The organism is Pseudorhodoplanes sp. (assembly GCF_035565795.1).
Lineage (GTDB): Bacteria > Pseudomonadota > Alphaproteobacteria > Rhizobiales > Xanthobacteraceae > Pseudorhodoplanes.
On record NZ_DATMRV010000263.1, the window covers coordinates 1 to 19,297 of the forward strand.

The 19,297-nt window shown below is 63.2% G+C and carries 20 protein-coding genes and 1 pseudogene; 14 read left to right on the forward strand and 7 right to left on the reverse strand.

The features are described from left to right. From VNZ93_RS23635 to VNZ93_RS23645, 3 genes are all read left to right on the forward strand, one after another. Positions 1 to 1,309, forward strand: a 1,309-nt coding sequence (locus VNZ93_RS23635) for a carboxyl transferase domain-containing protein (RefSeq protein ID WP_325711270.1), incomplete at its 5' end; no start/stop codon positions are given. Positions 1,310 to 1,371: 62 nt separating this feature from the next. Next, positions 1,372 to 1,611, forward strand: coding sequence for a hypothetical protein (locus tag VNZ93_RS23640; RefSeq protein WP_325711272.1), 240 nt, complete (start codon positions 1,372 to 1,374; stop codon positions 1,609 to 1,611). Positions 1,612 to 1,683: 72 nt separating this feature from the next. Then, the gene (locus VNZ93_RS23645; protein WP_325711274.1) at positions 1,684 to 2,385 is read left to right on the forward strand and encodes an SDR family NAD(P)-dependent oxidoreductase; all 702 of its coding nucleotides are present in this window, start codon (positions 1,684 to 1,686) and stop codon (positions 2,383 to 2,385) included. Positions 2,386 to 2,388: 3 nt separating this feature from the next. Here VNZ93_RS23645 and VNZ93_RS23650 read toward each other — a convergent pair whose 3' ends face one another. Both VNZ93_RS23650 and VNZ93_RS23655 read right to left on the reverse strand, forming a co-directional pair. Further along, positions 2,389 to 3,120 (reverse strand): MBL fold metallo-hydrolase, encoded by a 732-nt coding sequence (locus tag VNZ93_RS23650; RefSeq protein ID WP_325711276.1) that lies wholly within the window; start codon positions 3,118 to 3,120, stop codon positions 2,389 to 2,391. Beyond that, positions 3,117 to 4,184, reverse strand: coding sequence for a YeeE/YedE thiosulfate transporter family protein (locus VNZ93_RS23655; protein ID WP_325711279.1), 1,068 nt, complete (start codon positions 4,182 to 4,184; stop codon positions 3,117 to 3,119). Before VNZ93_RS23655 ends, VNZ93_RS23650 begins: the two co-directional genes overlap by 4 nt. A gap of 542 nt (positions 4,185 to 4,726) precedes the next feature. Here VNZ93_RS23655 and VNZ93_RS23660 point away from each other — a divergent pair. After that, positions 4,727 to 4,939: a hypothetical protein gene (locus VNZ93_RS23660; protein WP_325711282.1), complete on the forward strand. Its 213-nt coding sequence runs from the start codon at positions 4,727 to 4,729 to the stop codon at positions 4,937 to 4,939. A gap of 9 nt (positions 4,940 to 4,948) precedes the next feature. Here the strand turns inward: VNZ93_RS23660 and VNZ93_RS23665 are convergent, their stop codons facing one another. Continuing rightward, entirely contained in the window at positions 4,949 to 5,167 is a 219-nt protein-coding gene (locus tag VNZ93_RS23665) for a hypothetical protein (RefSeq protein WP_325711285.1), read from the reverse strand. A gap of 157 nt (positions 5,168 to 5,324) precedes the next feature. Between VNZ93_RS23665 and VNZ93_RS23670 the strand changes: the two genes are divergently transcribed. The 6 genes from VNZ93_RS23670 (at position 5,325) to VNZ93_RS23695 (ending at position 11,381) form a co-directional block, all read left to right on the forward strand. Continuing rightward, a complete protein-coding gene (locus tag VNZ93_RS23670; protein WP_325711288.1) occupies positions 5,325 to 5,660 on the forward strand; it encodes a GYD domain-containing protein in 336 nt (111 codons plus the stop codon). A 105-nt stretch (positions 5,661 to 5,765) separates the two neighbouring features. Beyond that, positions 5,766 to 6,794 (forward strand): hypothetical protein, encoded by a 1,029-nt coding sequence (locus VNZ93_RS23675; protein ID WP_325711291.1) that lies wholly within the window; start codon positions 5,766 to 5,768, stop codon positions 6,792 to 6,794. A 68-nt stretch (positions 6,795 to 6,862) separates the two neighbouring features. Then, positions 6,863 to 8,812, forward strand: coding sequence for a biotin carboxylase N-terminal domain-containing protein (locus VNZ93_RS23680; RefSeq protein ID WP_325711294.1), 1,950 nt, complete (start codon positions 6,863 to 6,865; stop codon positions 8,810 to 8,812). A 61-nt stretch (positions 8,813 to 8,873) separates the two neighbouring features. Then, positions 8,874 to 9,311 carry a DUF1489 domain-containing protein gene (locus VNZ93_RS23685; protein ID WP_325711297.1) on the forward strand — a complete coding sequence of 146 codons (438 nt, stop codon included), beginning with the start codon at positions 8,874 to 8,876 and terminating at the stop codon, positions 9,309 to 9,311. 113 nt (positions 9,312 to 9,424) lie between these two features. Continuing rightward, a complete protein-coding gene (locus VNZ93_RS23690) occupies positions 9,425 to 10,363 on the forward strand; it encodes a dioxygenase (protein WP_325711300.1) in 939 nt (312 codons plus the stop codon). A 304-nt stretch (positions 10,364 to 10,667) separates the two neighbouring features. Continuing rightward, positions 10,668 to 11,381: a FecR family protein gene (locus VNZ93_RS23695; RefSeq protein ID WP_325711303.1), complete on the forward strand. Its 714-nt coding sequence runs from the start codon at positions 10,668 to 10,670 to the stop codon at positions 11,379 to 11,381. A 57-nt stretch (positions 11,382 to 11,438) separates the two neighbouring features. Here VNZ93_RS23695 and panC read toward each other — a convergent pair whose 3' ends face one another. Then, positions 11,439 to 12,290, reverse strand: a complete 852-nt coding sequence (gene panC, locus VNZ93_RS23700) for a pantoate--beta-alanine ligase (protein WP_325711306.1) — start codon at positions 12,288 to 12,290, stop codon at positions 11,439 to 11,441. A 161-nt stretch (positions 12,291 to 12,451) separates the two neighbouring features. Between panC and VNZ93_RS23705 the strand changes: the two genes are divergently transcribed. The 3 genes from VNZ93_RS23705 (at position 12,452) to VNZ93_RS23715 (ending at position 15,018) form a co-directional block, all read left to right on the forward strand. Further along, the gene (locus VNZ93_RS23705; protein WP_325711310.1) at positions 12,452 to 13,372 is read left to right on the forward strand and encodes a division plane positioning ATPase MipZ; all 921 of its coding nucleotides are present in this window, start codon (positions 12,452 to 12,454) and stop codon (positions 13,370 to 13,372) included. Positions 13,373 to 13,569: 197 nt separating this feature from the next. Further along, positions 13,570 to 14,301, forward strand: coding sequence for a VWA domain-containing protein (locus VNZ93_RS23710; RefSeq protein ID WP_325711313.1), 732 nt, complete (start codon positions 13,570 to 13,572; stop codon positions 14,299 to 14,301). Between the two features lie 18 nt (positions 14,302 to 14,319). Further along, on the forward strand, positions 14,320 to 15,018 hold the full coding sequence (locus VNZ93_RS23715) for a DnaJ domain-containing protein (RefSeq protein ID WP_325711316.1): 699 nt from the start codon (positions 14,320 to 14,322) through the stop codon (positions 15,016 to 15,018). 40 nt (positions 15,019 to 15,058) lie between these two features. Here the strand turns inward: VNZ93_RS23715 and VNZ93_RS23720 are convergent, their stop codons facing one another. After that, a complete protein-coding gene (locus tag VNZ93_RS23720) occupies positions 15,059 to 16,840 on the reverse strand; it encodes a serine hydrolase (protein ID WP_325711319.1) in 1,782 nt (593 codons plus the stop codon). 286 nt (positions 16,841 to 17,126) lie between these two features. On the opposite strand from VNZ93_RS23720, the gene VNZ93_RS23725 reads away from it, so the two are divergent. Continuing rightward, the gene (locus tag VNZ93_RS23725) at positions 17,127 to 17,477 is read left to right on the forward strand and encodes a phasin family protein (RefSeq protein ID WP_325711322.1); all 351 of its coding nucleotides are present in this window, start codon (positions 17,127 to 17,129) and stop codon (positions 17,475 to 17,477) included. Between the two features lie 70 nt (positions 17,478 to 17,547). On the opposite strand, the gene VNZ93_RS23730 is transcribed toward VNZ93_RS23725, so the two are convergent. Together VNZ93_RS23730 and VNZ93_RS23735 are read right to left on the reverse strand one after the other, a co-directional pair. Next, complete coding sequence (locus tag VNZ93_RS23730) at positions 17,548 to 18,852, reverse strand: pilus assembly protein (protein WP_325711325.1); 1,305 nt, start codon at positions 18,850 to 18,852, stop codon at positions 17,548 to 17,550. A gap of 187 nt (positions 18,853 to 19,039) precedes the next feature. Next, a pseudogene (locus VNZ93_RS23735) lies at positions 19,040 to 19,297 on the reverse strand (pilus assembly protein TadG); the annotation flags it as partial.

A 19,297-nucleotide genomic window follows, 5' to 3' on the forward strand; every position in this document is an offset into this window, starting at 1 on the left:
ACGCGAGTGCATGATCGTGTGCAACGACGCGACCATCAAGGGCGGCACCTACTACCCGATGACGGTGAAGAAACACATTCGCGCACAGGAGATCGCGCGCGAAAACAGGCTGCCCTGCATCTATCTCGTCGATTCCGGCGGGGCCAATCTGCCGAACCAGACCGAGGTGTTTCCCGATCGCGATCATTTCGGCCGCATCTTCTACAACCAGGCCACCATGTCTGCGGCAGGCATTCCGCAGATCGCGGTCGTAATGGGGTCGTGCACGGCGGGCGGCGCCTATGTGCCGGCGATGTCGGATGAAACCGTCATCGTGAAAAGCCAGGGCACGATTTTCCTCGGCGGACCGCCACTGGTGAAAGCTGCGACCGGGGAGGTGGTGTCTGCGGAGGATCTGGGCGGCGCCGATGTGCATACGCGCAAATCCGGCGTGGCCGATCATCTTGCAACGAATGATGAACATGCGCTCGCGCTCGCGCGGCGGATCGTAGCCAACCTCAATGTGGCCAAGCGCGTCGATATCCCGCTCATCGCCTCGCGCGAGCCTCTGCATGACGCGGCGGAACTGGAAGGGATCGTCCCGACCGATCTGAAGAAGCAGTATGACGTGCGCGAAATCATCGCCCGTATCGTCGATGGCTCGGAGTTCGACGAATTCAAGAAGCTGTACGGCACGACGCTCGTCACGGGCTTCGCGCATCTTGCCGGGATGCCAGTCGGCATCATCGGCAACAACGGGATTCTGTATTCCGAGAGTGCGCTGAAGGCCGCCCACTTTATCGAACTGTGCTGCCAGCGGCGCATACCGCTGCTGTTCCTTCAGAACATCGTCGGCTTCATGGTCGGCCGTGACTACGAGGCCGGCGGCATCGCCAAGGATGGCGCCAAGATGGTGACGGCGGTCGCCTGCGCGCGGGTGCCGAAGATCACGTTGATCGTCGGCGGCTCGTTCGGGGCCGGCAATTACGGGATGTGCGGCAGGGCCTATGGCCCGCGCTTCCTGTTCACCTGGCCGAACTCTCGGATTTCGGTGATGGGTGGAGAGCAGGCGGCGTCCGTGCTCGCGACCGTACGGCGCGACAATATAGAGGCCGCCGGCGGCAAGTGGAGCGAGGTCGAGGAGGAGGAATTCAAGCAGCCGATCCGCGAGCAATATGAGCGCGAGGGCAGTCCGTATCACGCGACCGCCCGGCTGTGGGACGATGGCATCATACTTCCGCGCGAGACGCGTCGCGTGCTGTCGCTGGCACTATCTGCGACGCTCAATGCGCCGGTGGATGAAACTAGGTTCGGGGTATTCAGGATGTAGGGAACACATCCTCCGAGACTGCGTTGGTGTTTCCGCCCAAGAACAAGAACGGAGAAGCACCCATGTACCGTGTCTATTCCGGTCCGGTCGGATCCGAAAGAATAAGCCCGCTCGACAAGGGTCGTCATCTCTTCAAGGAATTCGGCACCATGGATGAGGCGGTGGGTTTTGCCCAGCATCTCAAGGCAACCGGCCGTGTGGCGCTCCTGATCGAGGGCGACGACGGCACCCATCTCGACCGAAGCGCGCTCGCAAAGACGCTGCATCATCGCGCCAACGAGCAGACTCACGGCGCCTGGTAGCCTGAAGGCGCTTGCGAACCGAGCCTCGAGCCATCATCCTGCGCGGCCCAGTGACCTCGCAGGAGATGGCTTATGCCGGCGTTCGCCTATCGCAGCGCATTGATTGTCGGCGCGGGGACAGGGCTGAGCGCCTCCCTCGCGCGTCTCCTGTCGAAGGCGGGGCTGAAGATTGCGCTCACAGCGCGCTCAACGGACAAGCTCGCGAAACTGGCGGCGGAAACCGATGCGAAGGTCTTTGCCTGCGATGCATCGCAGAGCGGGCAGGTGACGGGCCTGTTCGAGGAGCTTGACGCGTCGGTCGGAGCGCCGGACGTGGTCATCTACAATGCCAGTTTCCGGACGCGCGGCGCACTGGTCGATCTCGTGCCGGCGGACGTCGAAAGGGCGATGGCGGTCTCTGCCTTTGGTGCATTTCTCGTCGCGCAACAGGCCGCGAGGCGCATGCTGCCGAAAAGCCAGGGCGCAATCTTCTTCACGGGCGCCTCAGCCAGCGTGAAGGGCTATGCCAAGTCTGCCCCGTTCGCGATGGGAAAGTTTGCATTGCGTGGTCTCGCGCAAAGTCTCGCCCGCGAATTGCAGCCGCAAGGCATCCATGTCGCGCATTTTGTGATCGACGGCGGCATCCGCTCAGACCGGCGGCAAGAGCCAGCGGACAAGCCGGACGCGCTGCTCGACCCCGATGCCATTGCGCAAACCTATTTCGATGTCCTGCGCCAGCCGCGCAACGCCTGGAGCACGGAGGTGGAGTTGCGCCCCTGGGTGGAGACGTTCTGAGGTTCAGATCTCCACCGCCAGCCCATCGACTGCGCATTCGATATCGACCCGCGCGAGATGGGCGAGCATATCCTCGCTCAGATGCGTCAGGATCACGCGCTTCGCGCCGATGGCCGGCAGATGCTGCCGCAGCACCGACAGTGTCATATGCGATTTGCGGAGCTTCTCGAACATATAGCATTCGCAGATGAACAGGTCGGCGTTCCGCGCGGCCTCGATCAGGGTATCGGTCCATTCGGTATCGCCGGAATAGCACAGCGTCTTGCCGCCGCTTTCGATCCGGTAGGCGAGGCAGGGGCCGGCGCGATCGTCGTGCTTCACATGCACCGGCGTCACCTGCATCCCGGCAAGGATCTGCGCTGCGCCGATTTCAACTTCGCGCAATTCGAGTGCGAACGGCAGCGTGCGCTCTCCCGGAAAGGCGAGCGCCATCGCACGCGCATACCAGTCGCGCAGTCCGGGCGGTCCCGCGATCAGGAGCGGGCGTGTGCGCTTCACATTGAGTTGCTGATCGAGAATGAAAAACGGAATGCCGCCAAAATGGTCGGCATGGAAATGAGTGAGCAGGATCGCATCAATCGCGCCGCGGTCGATGCCTGCCTTTTTCAATGCGACCAGTGAACTCGCGCCGCAATCGACCAGGAAGGATCGCGCGCCATCCTCGACATGAAGGCAGGTGTTGAACCGCCCTCCGGATCCGAAGGCGTCGCCGCAGCCCGCGAATTGCACTTTCACGATGACGCCCCTTGCGGCTTTTCCCGCTTCGCGAGGTCGGCACTCGCGTCGGCGATATACATATCGTTGCGGCAGGCGACGCGCATCTCGACGCTGAACACGGCGCGCATGGTGATCAGCGCGACGAAGATGCCGAGCAGCAGTGCGATATAGGCTGGTATTGCGTGCGGTGACAGCCCGGGAATGCCGTAGAGGATCAGCGCATCGTTGCCGCCGGGAAGAAGCGCGCAGCCGAGGCCCATCAGTACTCCGCCGAATATGTTGCGCAGCCAGGTCAGCCGCGGCCGCCAGTCGACCCGGAAGCTGCCGCGCTGCCAGGTCGACGCAAACATGCCGAGCAGCACGGCCCCGAGCACGAGCCAGCGCCCATAGGGGGGCATCGGTCGCGTTCCGACATGCGCCTCGACGATCTGCTGGAACGTTGTTGTGTAACCCGGCGAGCCGAAGATGAGGAGGATCAGCCCCCCGGCGAATCCCATCAGGAGTGCCGCCGTGGATAGCCGATAGGCCGGCGCGAAGATGAGACTTCGGAGAGTCGAACCGGCCGGACGGCTGCGCCAGAGCCGGACGACCTCGTAGGCGCCGACAATCGCCAGCGCCATCAGAACATACGGCGCGATCTGAATCATCTCAGGCAATTGGCTCGGCGCCGGCGAAGGGCGGGCGAGCGTGCCGGTGCTGATCAAAGCAACGAAGATCAGGACGCCGGCCGCAAAGCCAAGGACCGTGAGCAGCATGCCGATCTCGCCGTCGATCATGCGTGCCATGGTCGCGTAGGCGCAGGCGCCGTTGACGCCGGCGCCGATGCCGAACAGCAATCCTCCGAACATTGCGGTGAGGGTCAGCTGCCAGCCTGAAATCGCGGTCGCGGTGTGCGGGAGGATGAGAAAGACCGGAATGGTGATCGCGAAAACCCAAAGCGCAGACTTCACGATGCTCGCGAACATGTAGCCGGTGCCCGAATGCGTGAACTCCGCCACGGCGCGCACCGTGCAGATGCTGGCGCGATGCGCGGCGAAGCCGAGGATCGCGGCAAGGATGCAGGCGATGATCAGGTTCAGCATGAAGCACAATGGCGCAGGAGTGTTCGACGAAACTTAGCCGCGAATGCACGCCTCGCGAATAGGGGAACGCGTGGCCGTGGCGAGTGTCCGGCCGCAGCGAATTTTCAACCGAATAACAGCGGCGCGCAGATTGATGATTGCCGCGGCGACGGTCGCGGAGATTTTGCTGCGAAGCCGGCGCGGTGTCGGCCGAACGCTTGGTGCCGGGAACTGACGACGCCCCTCGCGAACGCGTGTAGAGTGCGCATCGGCGGTGGCGGCGCGCAACGGCGTCACAGCTACAACGGCGCGACGATCTGCGAAGGGGCCGCCGGTAAGCTGATCCGCAGCCGGGCGGTGACGGGCCCCGGCGCATGCCCGAAGACCTTCTCCTGCAGGAAAAGCATAAATGACGCTAACTATATGACTTTTATGGTAAAACGGTCCGCCGTGGATTTGCCGAATTTTTCCCCTCAGGCGCGCTATTGATGCTATAGTGCAACAAGTAATGAAAATTCGGGGCCGCGAGCCCTGACGCAGGTAGGGCGAACCTGTCGCGTCGGATGGAGTGCAGCGTGCTAAAATCTCATAAGTTTACTGTGGGGCAGACCGTTCGTTACATGGCCGGCCCGCTGAACCGGGCCACCGCAGACGGAAGCTTCAAGGTCGTCAAGCTGCTCCCGCCGGATGGCGACGAACACCAGTATCGCATCAAGAATACCGAAGAAGCGTTTGAGCGCGTGGCGAAAGAAAGCCAGCTCGATCGCCACGGTTAGGGATCGCGATCAGGCCCGGTTGATGCGCGCGCGCAGGTCGGCGAAACCGTCCTGAAGCCGAACCTTCAGGCTGTTCCAGTTCGCGTGGACAACGTCCCAGTTGACCATCGGCCGATTGTCCGTCGCGGACGGTCCTGACGCGACCGCCGAGGTTTTCATGCTGTCGTGATAATAAGCGCCCGCGGTCAGCAGGAGCGCACCCAACAGCATTCCGAGAATCAGTCGCATCGGCCCATCTCCACGAGAGTGTCCGCGTCCGGAAAGTCCGCAATCAGCGGCGATCTAGGTAGGAACTCAAATTTGCCGCACTGTGCGGCAGGTTGCCGTTTCGAACGTACTGGATGCGGAATTGTTCCCGCATGCTGGACGTGGGGCAGGGGTGGACATGCCGATATTCATCACACAGGGGCGATACACGCGTGATGCCTTGCGCGGGATGGTAATCAGCCCGGAAGATCGGGCCGATGCGATGGGGCGGCTTCTCGCGAAGGCGGGGGGCAAGCTGATCGGCCATTATCTCACCTTCGGCGACTACGATTTCCTGTTGATCGCGGAAGCACCGGGCGAAACCCAGATGGCGGCGGTATTGCTGGCGGTGGCAAGCAGTGGCGGCGTTGCCGATCTCAAAACCACGATCGCGATGACGTCCGTCCAGGCCAAGGGTGCATTCGCTGCCGCCAGCGATCTCACGCCAGGTTTCCGGCCACCGGGCGGGGTTTGAAATGGGAACTTTCACGGCGCGAAAGTGTCTTGCTTTAGCCGATTTTAGGGCGTCCAATCTGGGCGTACGGCAAATGGGGCGGACATGGTGCCGGACTTCCACAGCATGAATGACATGATCTTTTCTCCGCTTTGGGGCCCCGCGGTCTTGGCCGCGGTTCTGGCGGTTATCGTAGTCGTTGCGATCGTCCGGTTCGGCGGCCGCCAGGTGTTTGGCTTCGGCGCGGCAGCCATCCTGATCATCGGATTGGGGTGGATTGCAATCGACCGGCTGGACATGCAGGGCAGGGCCGAACAGCGCCGCGCCATCGAGGCGCGTGTCGCCGTCCTCAACGCCCAGGCTCTGCTGCCGAATTCTCATCTTGCCTGCCTCGACGCAGCGGGCGGCGATGTTGTTCACGACGCTTGCGAGAAAAGTCTGTTCGCCGCGCCCGAGCAGGTCGCTGCGGCCCTGAACTATGTCAGCGCGCGCCTTGATGTGTTGCGCGAGATCGCGGCGTTGCCGGACCGCGACCGGTCATCCTACGACAGCATCCGTACGCCGATCGTGCGCAGCCTCGAGGCGGATCGCTTCGGTCTTGTCGCACAGATCCTGACGGCACGCGATGCGTGCCAGCCTTCGTCCTGCTACGCCTTCGATTTCCTGAAGAACCGTGATCGCGTGGTCGCCAACATGACTGAGCGCTCCTACGACGCGCGCGTCGAACGGTTCGCTGCGGCGTGGAATGACAAGCCCGGCGTGTCCGGTGCGACAGCGCTCGCGTCTCACAACGCGCCCTCTTCGCCGCCGCATACGCCGGTGAACATGAATTTCCCGACTGCGGATTCGATCCCAGCGGTGAGCATCATGTCGAACGAGCCGGGTCGGCCCGGCCAGAACGGCGTCGTCGGACCGACACGGCCGGAACCGCGTCCGCAGACGCAAGCATCGGCCCCGCCGCAGGAGCAAACACCTCAGCCGCAGACCGCGCCGACGCCTCCTTCGCCTCCGTCGCGCCGTCCCGCACAGAAGGCGCAAGCGCCTCGTGCCGCGCCACCCGCGCCGGCTCCTGCGCCGACGCCGGCACCTGCCGCCGATCCGTTCCCGCTGCCGGTCGGCACCGCTCAGCAGACCACCGGGGCGCAACAGCAATAGGACCGATTGGTCTTTCTTTGCCGCGCCGAGGAAGGCATCCTGCGCATCCTGATGCGCACGGGTGATTCATGTTTGCCTCGGTCTTGATTGCCAATCGCGGCGAGATCGCGTGCCGGATCGCTCGCACGGCGAGCCGGATGGGACTGCGGACGATCGCGGTCTATTCGGAGGCCGACGCCGATGCGCCGCATGTACGCCAATGCGACGAGGCCTATCTGATAGGCCCCGCGCCGGCGCGCGAAAGTTATCTTGCGGCCGACAAGCTGCTCGCTGTCGCCAGGGAGAGCGGTGCGGCGTGTATCCATCCCGGCTACGGCTTCCTGTCCGAGAATGCCGATTTTGCGGAAGCCTGTGTTCAGGCCGGCATCGTCTTTGTCGGTCCGCCGCCGTCGGCAATCCGCGCCATGGGGTTGAAGGATCGTGCCAAGGCGCTGATGCAGGAGGCTGGTGTGCCGGTGGTGCCCGGCTATCACGGCGATCAGCAGGACGAGACCTTCCTGAAGCGCAAGGCCTATGAACTCGGCTACCCGGTGCTGATCAAGGCGGTGGCGGGCGGTGGCGGCAAGGGCATGCGCCTTGTCGAACGCCATGCCGATTTCGATGCTGCGATTGCGAGCGCGCGGCGCGAAGCGATTTCGGCCTTCGGCGATGGCCGGATGCTGATCGAGAAGTACATCACTGCGCCGCGTCACATCGAGATACAGGTGTTCGCCGACAAGCGCGGCAATGCGGTCCACCTTCATGAGCGCGACTGTTCGCTGCAGCGCCGCCATCAGAAGGTCATCGAGGAAGCGCCTGCACCGGGCATGAGCGAGGATTTGCGAGCGCGTATGGGCGCGGCGGCGGTCGCAGCGGCCAAGGCCGTCGGCTATGTGGGCGCGGGGACTGTCGAGTTCATTGCCGACGGTGCCAATGGACTGAAGCGCGACGGCTTCTGGTTCATGGAGATGAATACGCGACTGCAGGTCGAGCATCCGGTCACCGAAGCGGTCACCGGCTTCGATCTCGTCGAGTGGCAGTTCCGTGTTGCCGCCGGTGAGCGTTTGCCCGTGACCAATCAGAGTGAAATTCCGCTGCGCGGGCACGCGGTCGAGGCGCGCGTTTATGCGGAAGATCCCGAACGCGGCTTTCTGCCGTCGACCGGCAGACTCGTGGCGCTATCATTTCCGCAGGGCGAAGGCCTTCGCGTCGACAGCGGCGTGGAGCAGGGCGGGGAGATTTCACCGTACTACGATCCGATGATCGCAAAGGTGATCGCGCATGCCGATACGCGCGAAGCTGCGCTCGATCGCCTGGCCGGAGAACTCGATCGCACGGTCATCGCCGGTCCGCGCACGAACCTCGCCTTCCTGTCCGCGCTGTGCCGCTCTCCCGGCTTTCGCGACGGACAGTTCGACACCAGCTATATCGCGCGTCATCACGACGAACTCGGTCTCAATCAGGGCGGCATCGATGCGCCCGCGGCCGCGAGCGGTGCTGCGCAGTTGATCGCGAATGCGCGTCCGCAGCGACCCGACCCCGATGCGCCGCTCTCTCCTTGGGACGTGGCCGACGGCTTCCAGCTGTCCGGTACGCGCGTCACCACGATCCCGATCGTGGTCAACGGCGAGCCGGACGTTGCCCGGCTGGATTTCTCCGCCGGCGGCTGGCGCGTCACGGTGCGAGGTGCCGAGCCCGATCCATCCGCCAGGCTGATTGCCGCCGCGGGAAACACGATGTTCGTGCTGCGCGGGGGACGGCAGACGCAGGTCGCGCTCGCCGATTTTGAAGCGGGCGACGTGGATCATGCGGCCGGCGACGGTGTCGTCCGCGCGCCTATGCACGGGAAGCTGCTCGCGATCCTTGTCACGGCCGGCGAGACCGTATCGAAGGGGCACCGGCTAGCCATCATCGAGGCGATGAAGATGGAACACGCCATCGTCGCGTCGCGTGACGGCGTTGTGACTGACATCGCGGCCGCCGCAGGCGCACAGGTCGCCGAAGGCGCCCGCATCATGGCCATCGAGGCGCAGACCTGACCTGTGGAGAGTGCACGGCGATGGCTTTGACGGCAGAGCGCCGCGACCGGTATGGAGAACCATGCCGCTACATCTGATCAAATTGTGCGTTGGCTGCGACTCTGTCGACGATCTGAAATCATGGGTCTCTGCCCGACTCAAGGAAAAGAAGCTGCGTGGGCAGAAACCCGAGCATATCCACACCACGCGGATGTCCCCCAAGCGCACCGAAGAATTGCTCGATGGCGGCTCGTTGTACTGGGTGATCAAGGGGCAGGTGATGTGCCGGGAGCGTATCCTCGACCTTCGCCCATTCGTGGACAAGGACGGTATCGGGCGCTGCCGGATCGTGCTGGATGGGAAGATCAGGCTGGTGACGCCGCGCCCGTACCGCGCCTTTCAGGGCTGGCGTTACCTGCCGGCTGCCGACGCGCCGGCCGATCTCGAGCGGACCGCCCGCGGTGCCGCAATCATGCCGGAACAGATGCGGCGCGAATTGAGCGAGCTCGGATTGCTCTGAGTTTTTCGGGGTCCGGTTTGCTATAACGCAAAAGAATAAATCTTGTCCGCCGTCATCCTCAACTGCGCCCCGTGGCTGCGAGGATGCGGCAGGTAGAGTGTGGAGGAATATGAATGATCATCGGCGACCAGAACGAAGTCACCGTCGCAGTGCTCGAAGCGATGGAAAAGACGCCGGACCCGCGGCTGCGCGAAATTGTCACCCTGATGATCAAGTATCTGCACGGCTTCATCCGCGAGGCAAAGCTGAGCGAAGAGGAGTTTCATCAGGCCTGCAATTTCATCGTGCGTCTCGGTCAGAAGTCCGATGCATCGCACAACGAAGTGGTGCTGATGGCAGGCTCGCTCGGGGTGTCGTCGCTCGTGTGCCTCCTCAACAACGGCAACAAGGGACAGACCGAAACATCCGCCTCGATGCTCGGTCCGTTCTGGCGACTGAACTCGCCGTTTACCGAGAATGGCGGATCTATCGTGCGTTCGCCGACGCCGGGCCCGGTGCTGTTTGCGCAGTGCAAGGTCGTGGACGGCAAGGGCGCGCCGATCACGGACGCGATCGTCGACGTCTGGCAGTCGTCGACCGAAGGTCTTTACGAGAACCAGGATCCCAACCAGGCCGAAATGAATCTGCGTGGCCAGTTCCGCACCGACGCGAAGGGTATGTTCTCGTTCCGCAGCATCCTGCCGGCCGGCTATCCGATCCCGGTCGATGGGCCGGTCGGCGATTTCATCCGCGCGGTGAAGCGGCCGCACAATTATCGGCCTGCGCACATTCACTTCCTGATCTACAAGCCCGGCTTCAAGACGCTGATCTCGCAGATCTACGTCAATGACGATCCGCTGCTCGAGACCGACGTGCAGTTCGGCGTGACTAAGACGCTGATCGGCAATTACGTCCGTCACGAGGACGAGACGCCGCCGGCACCGGACGTGAAGGGCCCGTGGTATTCGTTTGAATATACCTTCGCGATGGAAGCGGGAGAGGCCAAGCTGCCGCGCCCGCCGATCTCGGGCAAGGCGGTCAAGGAGACACCGTCGCCGGCCATGGCGAAGTGAGTTTGGCGCGGCCGATGGATATCTTGTCCCGGCCGGCGTCTCACAAGTCTTTGAATTGGCCGTGATTGCCGCGACGCAGCCGCTAGGCTAGCAAGCGGACCCTTCCGGCGCATTCCCGCGCAACATCCAGGCTGCCGTGGTCCGATTTCGGTTTTTCCCAAGGCTCGCACTCTGTGGTGCTCTCATCCTGTCGCCCGCCTTCGCGTATGCGCAAAGCGGCGGCAACCCGTTCCCGACCCCGATCGGAAAGCCTGCGGCTAAGCCAAGCACCGGCGGCGGGGCAGCGGGTGGCGTAGTCGGCAGCGTGGCGACCATCACGCCGGCGGCGAATGTGGCGCGGGCTGGAACTCCTGCGGCGGGATTGAAGAAGGGCGACGACATCCGCAAGGGCGATCGCCTGTCGACCAACGCCAGCGGGGCGCTGGGCGTCACTTTCGACGACGAGACCACGTTCAGTCTCTCCGCCAATGCGACCATCACGGTCGACGAGTTCGTTTACCGGAAGGGCGCGCGCGGCAATGCTGTCGTCAACGTCACCCGTGGCACGGTCGGCTTCGTGGCGGAGCAGGTCGCCAAGACCGGCGAGATGCGCATTAACACTCCGACGGCGATCGTCGGCGTGCGCGGCACCACGGGCGTGATCGAGGTCGGGCCGGGCGGTACGACCAACGTGAAGCTTTACGAGGATGAGAACGGCTCGGTGGGCCGCATCGAGATCTTTAATCGCCAGGGCCAGCGGCTCGCGGAACTGACCCAGGCTGCGACCGGTTACGCCATTCAGATTGTGGCGCAACAGGTGGTCGCCAATGCGCTGACGATCTCGCCGCAGCAATTGGTGCGCGACCGCAACTTCGTGCGCAACGTGTTCAACTTCAAGAATATCGGGCGCGGTATCATCAATCAGCGTCTGAACCTGCGTAATCTCGATCCGCGCAATATCGATCCGCGTAATCTGCCGGGTGCGCCGCAATTGCCGTCGATCCCGGGCCTGCCGTCGATCCCGGGCTTCCCGCGGTAAGACCATGACGGTGAGGGTCGCCGGAAAGGCGGCCCTCGCGGCGGGCGTGGCTAACGCTCAGACGCCAAGATTGTCGATCAGTCGGGTCTTGCCGAGACGGGCGGCGACCAGAAGCCGGATCGGGCCGTCACCATAGGTCGCCACCGGTTCCAGCGTCTCGGCGTGCCTCGCTTCGAGATAGTCGACCGCGAAACCGGCATTGGTGATGGTGGCGCGGCCGTCCGCCAGAATCTTTGCGATCGTCTCGCCGGCCTTGATCCGCGCCGCACTGTCCTTGAGCACCCGGTAAAGCACCGGCGCGGTCTGCCGCTCCGCCGGCGAGAGGTAGACGTTGCGGGAGGACAGCGCGAGCCCGTCCTTTTCCCGAACGGTCGGACAGCCAACGACCTTTGTCGGAATGTCGAGGTCGCTCGCCATCCGGGTCACGACCTTCAGCTGCTGATAGTCCTTCTGGCCGAACAGCGCGACGTCGGCGCCGACCTGCAGGAACAGCTTGGCGACCACCGTGGTCACGCCGCCGAAGAAATGCGGACGGTAAGTATCTTCCAGCCCGGCTTTCGCCGGTCCGTCCGGCAAGACCGCCGTGGAAAAGCCGTCGGGATACATCGCCGCATCGGTCGGCGCCCAGACGAGGTCGACGCCGAGCTCGGTCAAAGCTGCGACATCGCGCGCGAAGTTGCGCGGGTAAGAACCGAAATCTTCTGTTGGCGCAAATTGCTTCGGGTTGACGAAGATCGAGACGGCGACGGCACCTGCGCGCTTCCTTGCGTGCCTGACGAGCGAAAAGTGCCCCTCATGCAGCGCACCCATGGTCGGGACCAGCGCGATGGTCTTTCGCCTTTTGCGCAATTGCGCGATCGCCTTGCGCAGCGCCGGCACGGTTCTGACGATGATCGGCTTTCGAGCCATAGTCCCTCCGCAACGCAGCGAGAAGATTACCTGCGCCATTAACGATCGGCGAGGCGTTGCTGCGCGGCCACGGATTAATGATGAACGTGCCCGGCTGCAACGAGTGCTTGACCGGATGCGATCCAAAGGAAGAGGATAGAGACGGCAAGGGTGTTTGCGTCATGTTGGTCCAGGCGAATATTGGGCCTCGCAAATCAGCGCACGTTGTCGTCGTTGGGAACGAGAAAGGCGGGTCGGGTAAATCCACGACCGCGATTCACGTTGCTATCGCGCTGCTGAAGGCGGGCCAGAAGGTTGCGACCATCGATCTGGACTCACGTCAGAAAAGCCTGACGCATTACGTACAGAACCGGAAGCTTTGGGCGCGGCGCGAGAAGTTGCCGCTCGAGGTTCCGCTGCATTTTTGCGTTGCACGCGCCGAAGGCATCCGCAACGACGAGAACGAGAATGCCGAGTTCACCGCGTTCGCCGAAACCATCGGCTCGGTCGAACACACCCATGACTTCGTCGTGATCGATACGCCCGGCTCCGATTGCTATCTGATGCGGCTCGCCCATGCGATGGCCGACACGCTGATCACGCCGCTCAATGACAGCTTTGTCGATTTCGATGTGCTCGGAACGGTCGACCCGGAAACCTATGCGCTGACCGGGACAAGTCATTATTCCGAGATGGTGCGCGATGCGCGCCGCCAGCGCCGTAAGGTCGATCAGGAAGCCGCCGACTGGATCGTGGTGCGCAACCGGCTGTCCACGCTCGGCTCACGCAACAAGCGGCTGCTGTCGGAAGGCCTGACGGCGCTCGGCCTGCAGCTCGGCTTCCGAGCGACCGATGGATTCTCCGAACGCGTCGTCTACCGCGAGTTCTTTCCGCGCGGGCTGACCGCGCTCGACGATATCAACGAGACCACCCTCGGCATGCGTCCGAACATGTCGCACGTGACCGCCCGCGAAGAGGTGAACGCGCTGCTGCGGGCGCTGATGTTGCCGATCGACGAGAAAGGCCGCCGCCGTGCGGCCGCCCGCGCCGAATGGTTCAATTCCGGCCACAAGCCGCTGGAAATGCACGACCTGCTCGATTGAGCCTCCTGCCAGCCGGCGCCGGGACCGGACGCAGGCTGGCAAACCAGCAAAAGCCACGGCTTCACGCTGAAATCATTAAGCAATCCGCGCCGCGCCCGGATGTCGCGGCGATGTTGCGCGCCCCGGCGGCAGCGAAGACATATATATTGCGTCACGAGGAGTCGCTGCCGCGCGGCAGGCGGGATCGTTGGGAGCGGATGAGCAAGGACAGGCCAGACAAGAGCGTCACCCGGACCGATGCGGCCCAGCCGGTTGCCTCGCGTGCCGAGATCGACGCTTTCCTCAGCAAGGTTCGCGAGATGGCGCCGGCGGCGACGGCCGGCCAGCGAGGTCGGCTGGCTTTTGCGCTGGATGCGACCATGAGCCGGCAACCGACCTGGGACGCGGCCTGCCAGCTGCAGGCGCAGATGTTCGAGGAAGCGGCCAAGATCGGCGGCCTCGACGTGCAGCTCGTCTACTTCCGCGGCTTGAACGAATGCCGCGCGTCCGACTGGGTGGCGCAGCCGCAGCGGCTCGGCGCGCTCATGGAAAAGATCGATTGCCGTGGCGGACATACCCAGATCGGCCGGGTGCTGAAGCATGTCCGCAAGGCATCCGAAGCGCGGAAGATTCAGGCGCTGGTCTATGTCGGCGACGCCATGGAAGAGCCGATCGACGACGTGTGTGCTGCCGCGGGTGAACTCGGATTGCTCGGGGTTCCAGCCTTCATGTTCCAGGAGGGCATGGACCCGATTGCCGAAAATGCCTTTCGCGAAATGGCGCGGCTGAGCCGGGGCGCCTATGCCCGCTTCACGCCCGGCGCGGCGCAGGAGCTTGGTGAACTCTTGCGGGCCGCCGCGGCCTATGCCGCCGGCGGTATGAAAGCGCTGACCGATCTTTCGGCGCGGCGCAGCGGTGGGGCGCAGAAGCTGCTCCGCCAGATGACTTGATCCGGACGAACACAAATCATGGGTCCCATTATTCTTGGCGCGGTGGTGCTGCTCGTGGCGGTATGGGCCTTGTACGGCTTCGCGCGCATCGATCCCAAAGTGACTGCGCAGGTGTTGCGCAAAAGCGGTGGTATCGCCGCACTCGCGGGCGCAGCGTTCCTGACTGCGCGCGGTCAGGTTGGGCTTGCCGTGCCGCTCGGTTTCGCCGGCTTGTCATTGCTCGGATGGGTGCCGGGCATGGCGAGCCTTGGCAAGCGCATGAACAAGAGCACCGGACAGACCTCGCAGGTCCGTTCCGACTTCGTCGAGATGGAGCTTGATCACGATACCGGCGCGATGCGCGGACGGATCCTGAAGGGGCGCATGGAAGGTGTCACGCTCGATGCACTCGACGTGCAGGCGTTGATGTCGCTCCTGCCGGAAGTCGACGAGGAAAGCCGCGCGCTATTGATGGCGTATCTTGACCGCCGGGAGCCCAGCTGGCGTGAACACGCGAATGCGGGTGCGGCAGCGGGGGCGAGTGACGTCAACAGCGGAAAAATGACGGAAGAGGAGGCTTATCAGATCCTTGGCGTTGAGCCGGGAGCGAGCGCCGCCGATATCGGACGTGCGCATCGTGCGCTGATGAAGAAACTCCATCCCGATCAGGGGGGCTCGACGTATCTCGCGGCGCGGGTCAATCAGGCCAAGGATCTTCTTCTCAAACGCCATCGGTAGTCCCTCACTCAACGCAACGACACGCTCGAGCAACCAGCGATCAGTTCCTGGAAGCGAAGCAGGCGATCTTGCTTCGCTTCAGCTCCTTGCAGGCCTGATCGGCTGCGCTTTCGTTCAATCCCGCAAACCGCGCGCGGAAATAGCGCTTCTCTCCCTTCGAGAAGACCTCAGTATAAGGCTCAGCTCCTTTCAGAAGGTTACCGGCCTTGCTTTTTGCGTCGGCGAGTTTCTCACGGGCTTCGTCGCGATCTTCGAATGCGCCAACCTGGATGATCCAGCCGCTGGCCCGCGGCTTGCGCTCGGCAACCTGCGGTGCCGGGGGTGATATCGGTGCGGTATCGCGGACGGCCGGAGCCGGGGCGACGGGCGCGATCGATGCGGTGACCGTCCGCTGGACCGGCGGCTGTGCCACATCCTTGGAGCTCAGCACGCCGAGGACACCCGGCCGGGCGCCTGGGGGCGGCGGCGGAAGCGTGTCGGAAACCGACCGCGTGGGTGCCTGGGTTCGCGCTTCCGGTTGGTACGCAGGCGCGGACGGGGCGGACGGGAGTGCGTCGCGCGAAGCCATCGGCTCGGGTGCGAGCATGGACATCGAAGCGACGGTCCTGGTCGGTGCTGCCTTGACCGAGAGGGTCTTCACGAGATGAGGCCGGATCGGTTCGGTCGAGCCCGGCGCCGGTTGCTCGGGCACCGCACGAACTTCGGGGGCGCGAAGGTCAGGCTTTGCCGATGGCGCAGCCGTTCGGCTCGGAGCCACGGCTGCGACACGTATTGGAGCTTCGGTCCGCGCAGGGACCTCGGCGCGAGTCGGGGCCTCGGTGCGAACCGGCGGCTGGCCTTCCGGCTTCGGGAACGGCGCTCCGTAAATCGCCGATGGTGCCGGAGCAGGCGATGCGTCGGCGATCTCGACGATCTTCGGTGCGGTGCGCTTCACGGAGGCGAGGGTGATCTTCTGATCGATCAGCGTGCGCATCTTCGCATCGCGGGCGCCGGCCGATGCGCCGCCGAGCACGACCGCGACGATCCGGCGATCGTTACGTTCGACCGCGCTGACCAGATTGAAACCCGAGGCGCGGATATAGCCGGTCTTGATACCGTGGACGCCCGGAACGCGGCCAAGCAGCCGGTTGTGGTTAGCCATGCGGACGCCGCGATACACGAAGCTCTGCGTCGCGAAATAGCGGTAATAGCGCGGGAAGCGGTCCTGGATTGCCAGCCCGAGCAGCGCCTGATCGCGTGCGGTGGTGACCTGACCGGGATCGGGCAATCCCGACGCGTTGCGATAAACCGTGCGGGACATCCGCAGCGCACGCGCCTTGCGCGTCATGAGCTTTGCGAATTCCTCTTCGGAGCCCGCGAGGTGCTCGGAAATAACCACGGCCGCATCGTTTGCGGACTTGGTGACGAGCGCCTTGATCGCATCCTCGACCATGAGCGTCTGGCCGGGGCGCACGCCGAGCTTGGTCGGCGCCTGACTCGCAGCGCGATCCGAAACCTCCATCTGCGAGTCCAGCTTGATGCGCCCGGCTTCGAGCTGCTCGAACAGCAGATAAAGCGTCATGATCTTGGTGAGCGACGCTGGATGGCGGATCGAGTCCGCATTCGTCGCATGCAGGACATCGCCGGTATTGGCATCGACGACAATGTCCGCATAGCGCGCATCGGACGTCGAGGTCGCCTCGGACGTACTGCGCTTGAAGAACTTTCGTTTGCCGCGTGCGTCGGCTTCGGTCGTCGACAAGGAGAGGACCGCGACGGCGCAGGCCAGCACAACGACACCGCAACGCAGCCCCAGCGAGGCTCCGGTCGATACGCGAAACATGGTCAACCCGTTCCCGCTCGCTTTGGCGCTGAGCGCGCCCGATATGACTTCCCCCAAGGGCGGTCGAACGATCCCGGCAGCACGCCAGGCGCCGCCGATAATCCACAGTCAATCAAGGTAGGAGCGTGGCGTTTCTAAAAAGTAAATAAAATCTGATGGTTAATGATTTTGGTTGCGGTGCGAAATGTCCTCTTGCATTTTTGTGCGGTGCAACATAAGTTGTCTTGGGACGGTCGATATTGGCCGATGGAAATCGGCCTCGCGGCCGGGCGCAAAGGGCAATGACATGAACCACTTTGATACCAAGGCGTTCGAAGACTTTCAGAAATTCGGCAAGGAAAGTGTCGACGCCAGCGTGAGCGCGCTCAGCACCCTCTCGAAGGGTGTGCAGGCGATCGCGGTCGAGAGCGTGGACTATTCGAAGAAGGCCTTCGAGGACGGCACCGCAGCAGTCGAAAAGCTGTTCGGCGCGAAGTCGCTCGAGAAGGCGGTCGAGATCCAGCAGGACTACGTGAAGAGCGCTTATGAAGGCTTCGTCGCACAGGCGACCAAGCTCGGCGAACTTTACGTCGACCTCGCCAAGGAAGCGTACAAGCCGTACGAGGGCTATCTCGCCAAGATGACTCCGGGCAAGTAATCGTCCGCGTCATACGTCAATAGAAAAAGCCCGGCCAATGGCCGGGCTTTTTTCGTTCTGTACGCCAAGCCTATTTTGCCAGCCGGAGATTGGCGAGGTTCTGCGCGATCGTGGCGAACACGGCGCTGAGCTGCGACGCATTCTGCACATTGTAATACATGTCGGTCTTGCTCGCGCATTGCTCCAGCAGCGATGCGTTGCCGTTGATCACGCGCACCGTATAGACCTTGATATTGGCGGCCCTGACATTGGTGCAGGCGAGCCTGGTGCGGGCATCGATGCTGGTCTGGCTGGTCGACCACCGGTTCTCGGTATTGTCGCCGTCGGTCAGCAGAATGATCACCTTCTCGAGATCGGCCTTCGGCTCGGCAGCGTTGAACGGCGCGACCGGCGACAGCATCTGGAACGCCATCTGCAGTCCGATCGTGACGTTGGTGTTGCCGGTCGGCGTCATCGAGTCGACTTTGCTGTTCAGCGCACTCCAGTCATTGGTCAGCGTTATCAAGGAGACCGGACAGTTGCTGGCCTGGTGCGCGGAATAGAGTGTCGCCTTCAGGTTGATGCTGGCCGCCGAGTTATTGACATCGTAGCTCTGGTCGCGATCCCACACGCAGCCGTTCCAGTCATTCTTGCTGCTGGGCGTCCATGTCCGGCCGGCGTTCTCGCAGCTGGTCTTCGTTGTGTACTGCGTGCGGCTGCACGTGCCGTTCGTCGCCTCCCATTCGTCCCAGCGGATCCAGGCGGCGTTTTTGTTGCTGGTTCCGACATTGACGTCGGTCGCAAACGGCACGATGCCGACCTTGATGTCGTCCGGCTTTTTCGCTGCGTTCTGCAGTGTTTTCAGCAGATCCTTGGCGGCAAGTTTGAGCTGCGTCATCTTGTTGGACGACGACATCGAACCGGTATTGTCGAGCGCCAGGACGAGCTCGAGCCGCTTCATGCCCCACACGATCTGCGACTTGGCGCTGATGGACATGTCGGGCTGCCACATCGCGGTGAATGTCGTGTCGATCTTGCCGGATGCGGAGATGTTGAGCTGAAAGCTTCCGGCCTGCGGGGTCGAGAAGACCGAAGTGACCGTGACGTCTTTGGTTTCGGGCCGATTGTAATTGGCCTTGAACAGCGCGATTGCCTTGGCCTCGAGCTGGGCCTGCGTCAGCGACTGCGCCTCCTTTGACAGGGCGAGGCCGGCCGCGTCGAGCGAGGCCTGCATTGCCGTGCGGGCGGAGTTGGCGCGGCTGTAGTCGACGGCCGAGCCGATGGCGCCGATCAAAGGGATGAGGGCAAGGGCGAATGTCATTGTGACATTGCCGTTCCGGTCGCGCAGCATCTGCCGGCCGCGCACAAGGCATTGACGGACATATTCGCGTTTCATGGCGCCACCCGATCTTTGTCGTTGCCTCGGGTGTAAACGCGCCGGCTGAAAGCCCTGTAAAATGCGACTCAAAAAAGTGGTTACAATTCGTAAACGCTTTCGGTCAAACGCGACCGGTCCGGGCAGGTATCTTCGATACCGTGGAGGGCGGTGCCGCGGGACAGCGGGTCGCCGGGAACGATCCGTCCTATTTTGCGATCCGGAGATTGGCGAGGTTCTGTGCGATCGTCGCGAACACCGTGGCCAGCTGCGAGGCGCTCTGAACATTGTAATACATGTCGGACTTGCTGGCGCATTCCTGCAGCAGCGACGCGTTTCCGTTGATCACCCGCACGGTGTATAGCTTGATATTGGCAGTCTTGGCGTTGGTGCAGGCGATCTTGGTCCGGGCATCGATGCTGGTCTGGCTCGTCGACCACCGGTTCTCGGTATTGTCGCCGTCGGT

Bases quoted from the DNA above. Each gene is read 5' to 3' on its own strand.
- VNZ93_RS23725 (WP_325711322.1), top strand. From the start codon at position 17,127: ATGAACCACTTTGATACCAAGGCGTTCGAAGACTTTCAGAAATTCGGC.
- VNZ93_RS23685 (WP_325711297.1), top strand. From the start codon at position 8,874: ATGCCGCTACATCTGATCAAATTGTGCGTTGGCTGCGACTCTGTCGAC.
- VNZ93_RS23680 (WP_325711294.1), top strand. From the start codon at position 6,863: ATGTTTGCCTCGGTCTTGATTGCCAATCGCGGCGAGATCGCGTGCCGG.
- VNZ93_RS23705 (WP_325711310.1), top strand. From the start codon at position 12,452: ATGTTGGTCCAGGCGAATATTGGGCCTCGCAAATCAGCGCACGTTGTC.
- VNZ93_RS23645 (WP_325711274.1), top strand. From the start codon at position 1,684: ATGCCGGCGTTCGCCTATCGCAGCGCATTGATTGTCGGCGCGGGGACA.
- VNZ93_RS23730 (WP_325711325.1), bottom strand. From the start codon at position 18,852: ATGAAACGCGAATATGTCCGTCAATGCCTTGTGCGCGGCCGGCAGATG.
- VNZ93_RS23710 (WP_325711313.1), top strand. From the start codon at position 13,570: ATGAGCAAGGACAGGCCAGACAAGAGCGTCACCCGGACCGATGCGGCC.
- VNZ93_RS23690 (WP_325711300.1), top strand. From the start codon at position 9,425: ATGATCATCGGCGACCAGAACGAAGTCACCGTCGCAGTGCTCGAAGCG.
- VNZ93_RS23720 (WP_325711319.1), bottom strand. From the start codon at position 16,840: ATGTTTCGCGTATCGACCGGAGCCTCGCTGGGGCTGCGTTGCGGTGTC.
- VNZ93_RS23715 (WP_325711316.1), top strand. From the start codon at position 14,320: ATGGGTCCCATTATTCTTGGCGCGGTGGTGCTGCTCGTGGCGGTATGG.
- VNZ93_RS23660 (WP_325711282.1), top strand. From the start codon at position 4,727: ATGGAGTGCAGCGTGCTAAAATCTCATAAGTTTACTGTGGGGCAGACC.
- VNZ93_RS23640 (WP_325711272.1), top strand. From the start codon at position 1,372: ATGTACCGTGTCTATTCCGGTCCGGTCGGATCCGAAAGAATAAGCCCG.
- VNZ93_RS23670 (WP_325711288.1), top strand. From the start codon at position 5,325: ATGCCGATATTCATCACACAGGGGCGATACACGCGTGATGCCTTGCGC.
- VNZ93_RS23675 (WP_325711291.1), top strand. From the start codon at position 5,766: ATGAATGACATGATCTTTTCTCCGCTTTGGGGCCCCGCGGTCTTGGCC.
- VNZ93_RS23665 (WP_325711285.1), bottom strand. From the start codon at position 5,167: ATGCGACTGATTCTCGGAATGCTGTTGGGTGCGCTCCTGCTGACCGCG.
- panC (WP_325711306.1), bottom strand. From the start codon at position 12,290: ATGGCTCGAAAGCCGATCATCGTCAGAACCGTGCCGGCGCTGCGCAAG.
- VNZ93_RS23655 (WP_325711279.1), bottom strand. From the start codon at position 4,184: ATGCTGAACCTGATCATCGCCTGCATCCTTGCCGCGATCCTCGGCTTC.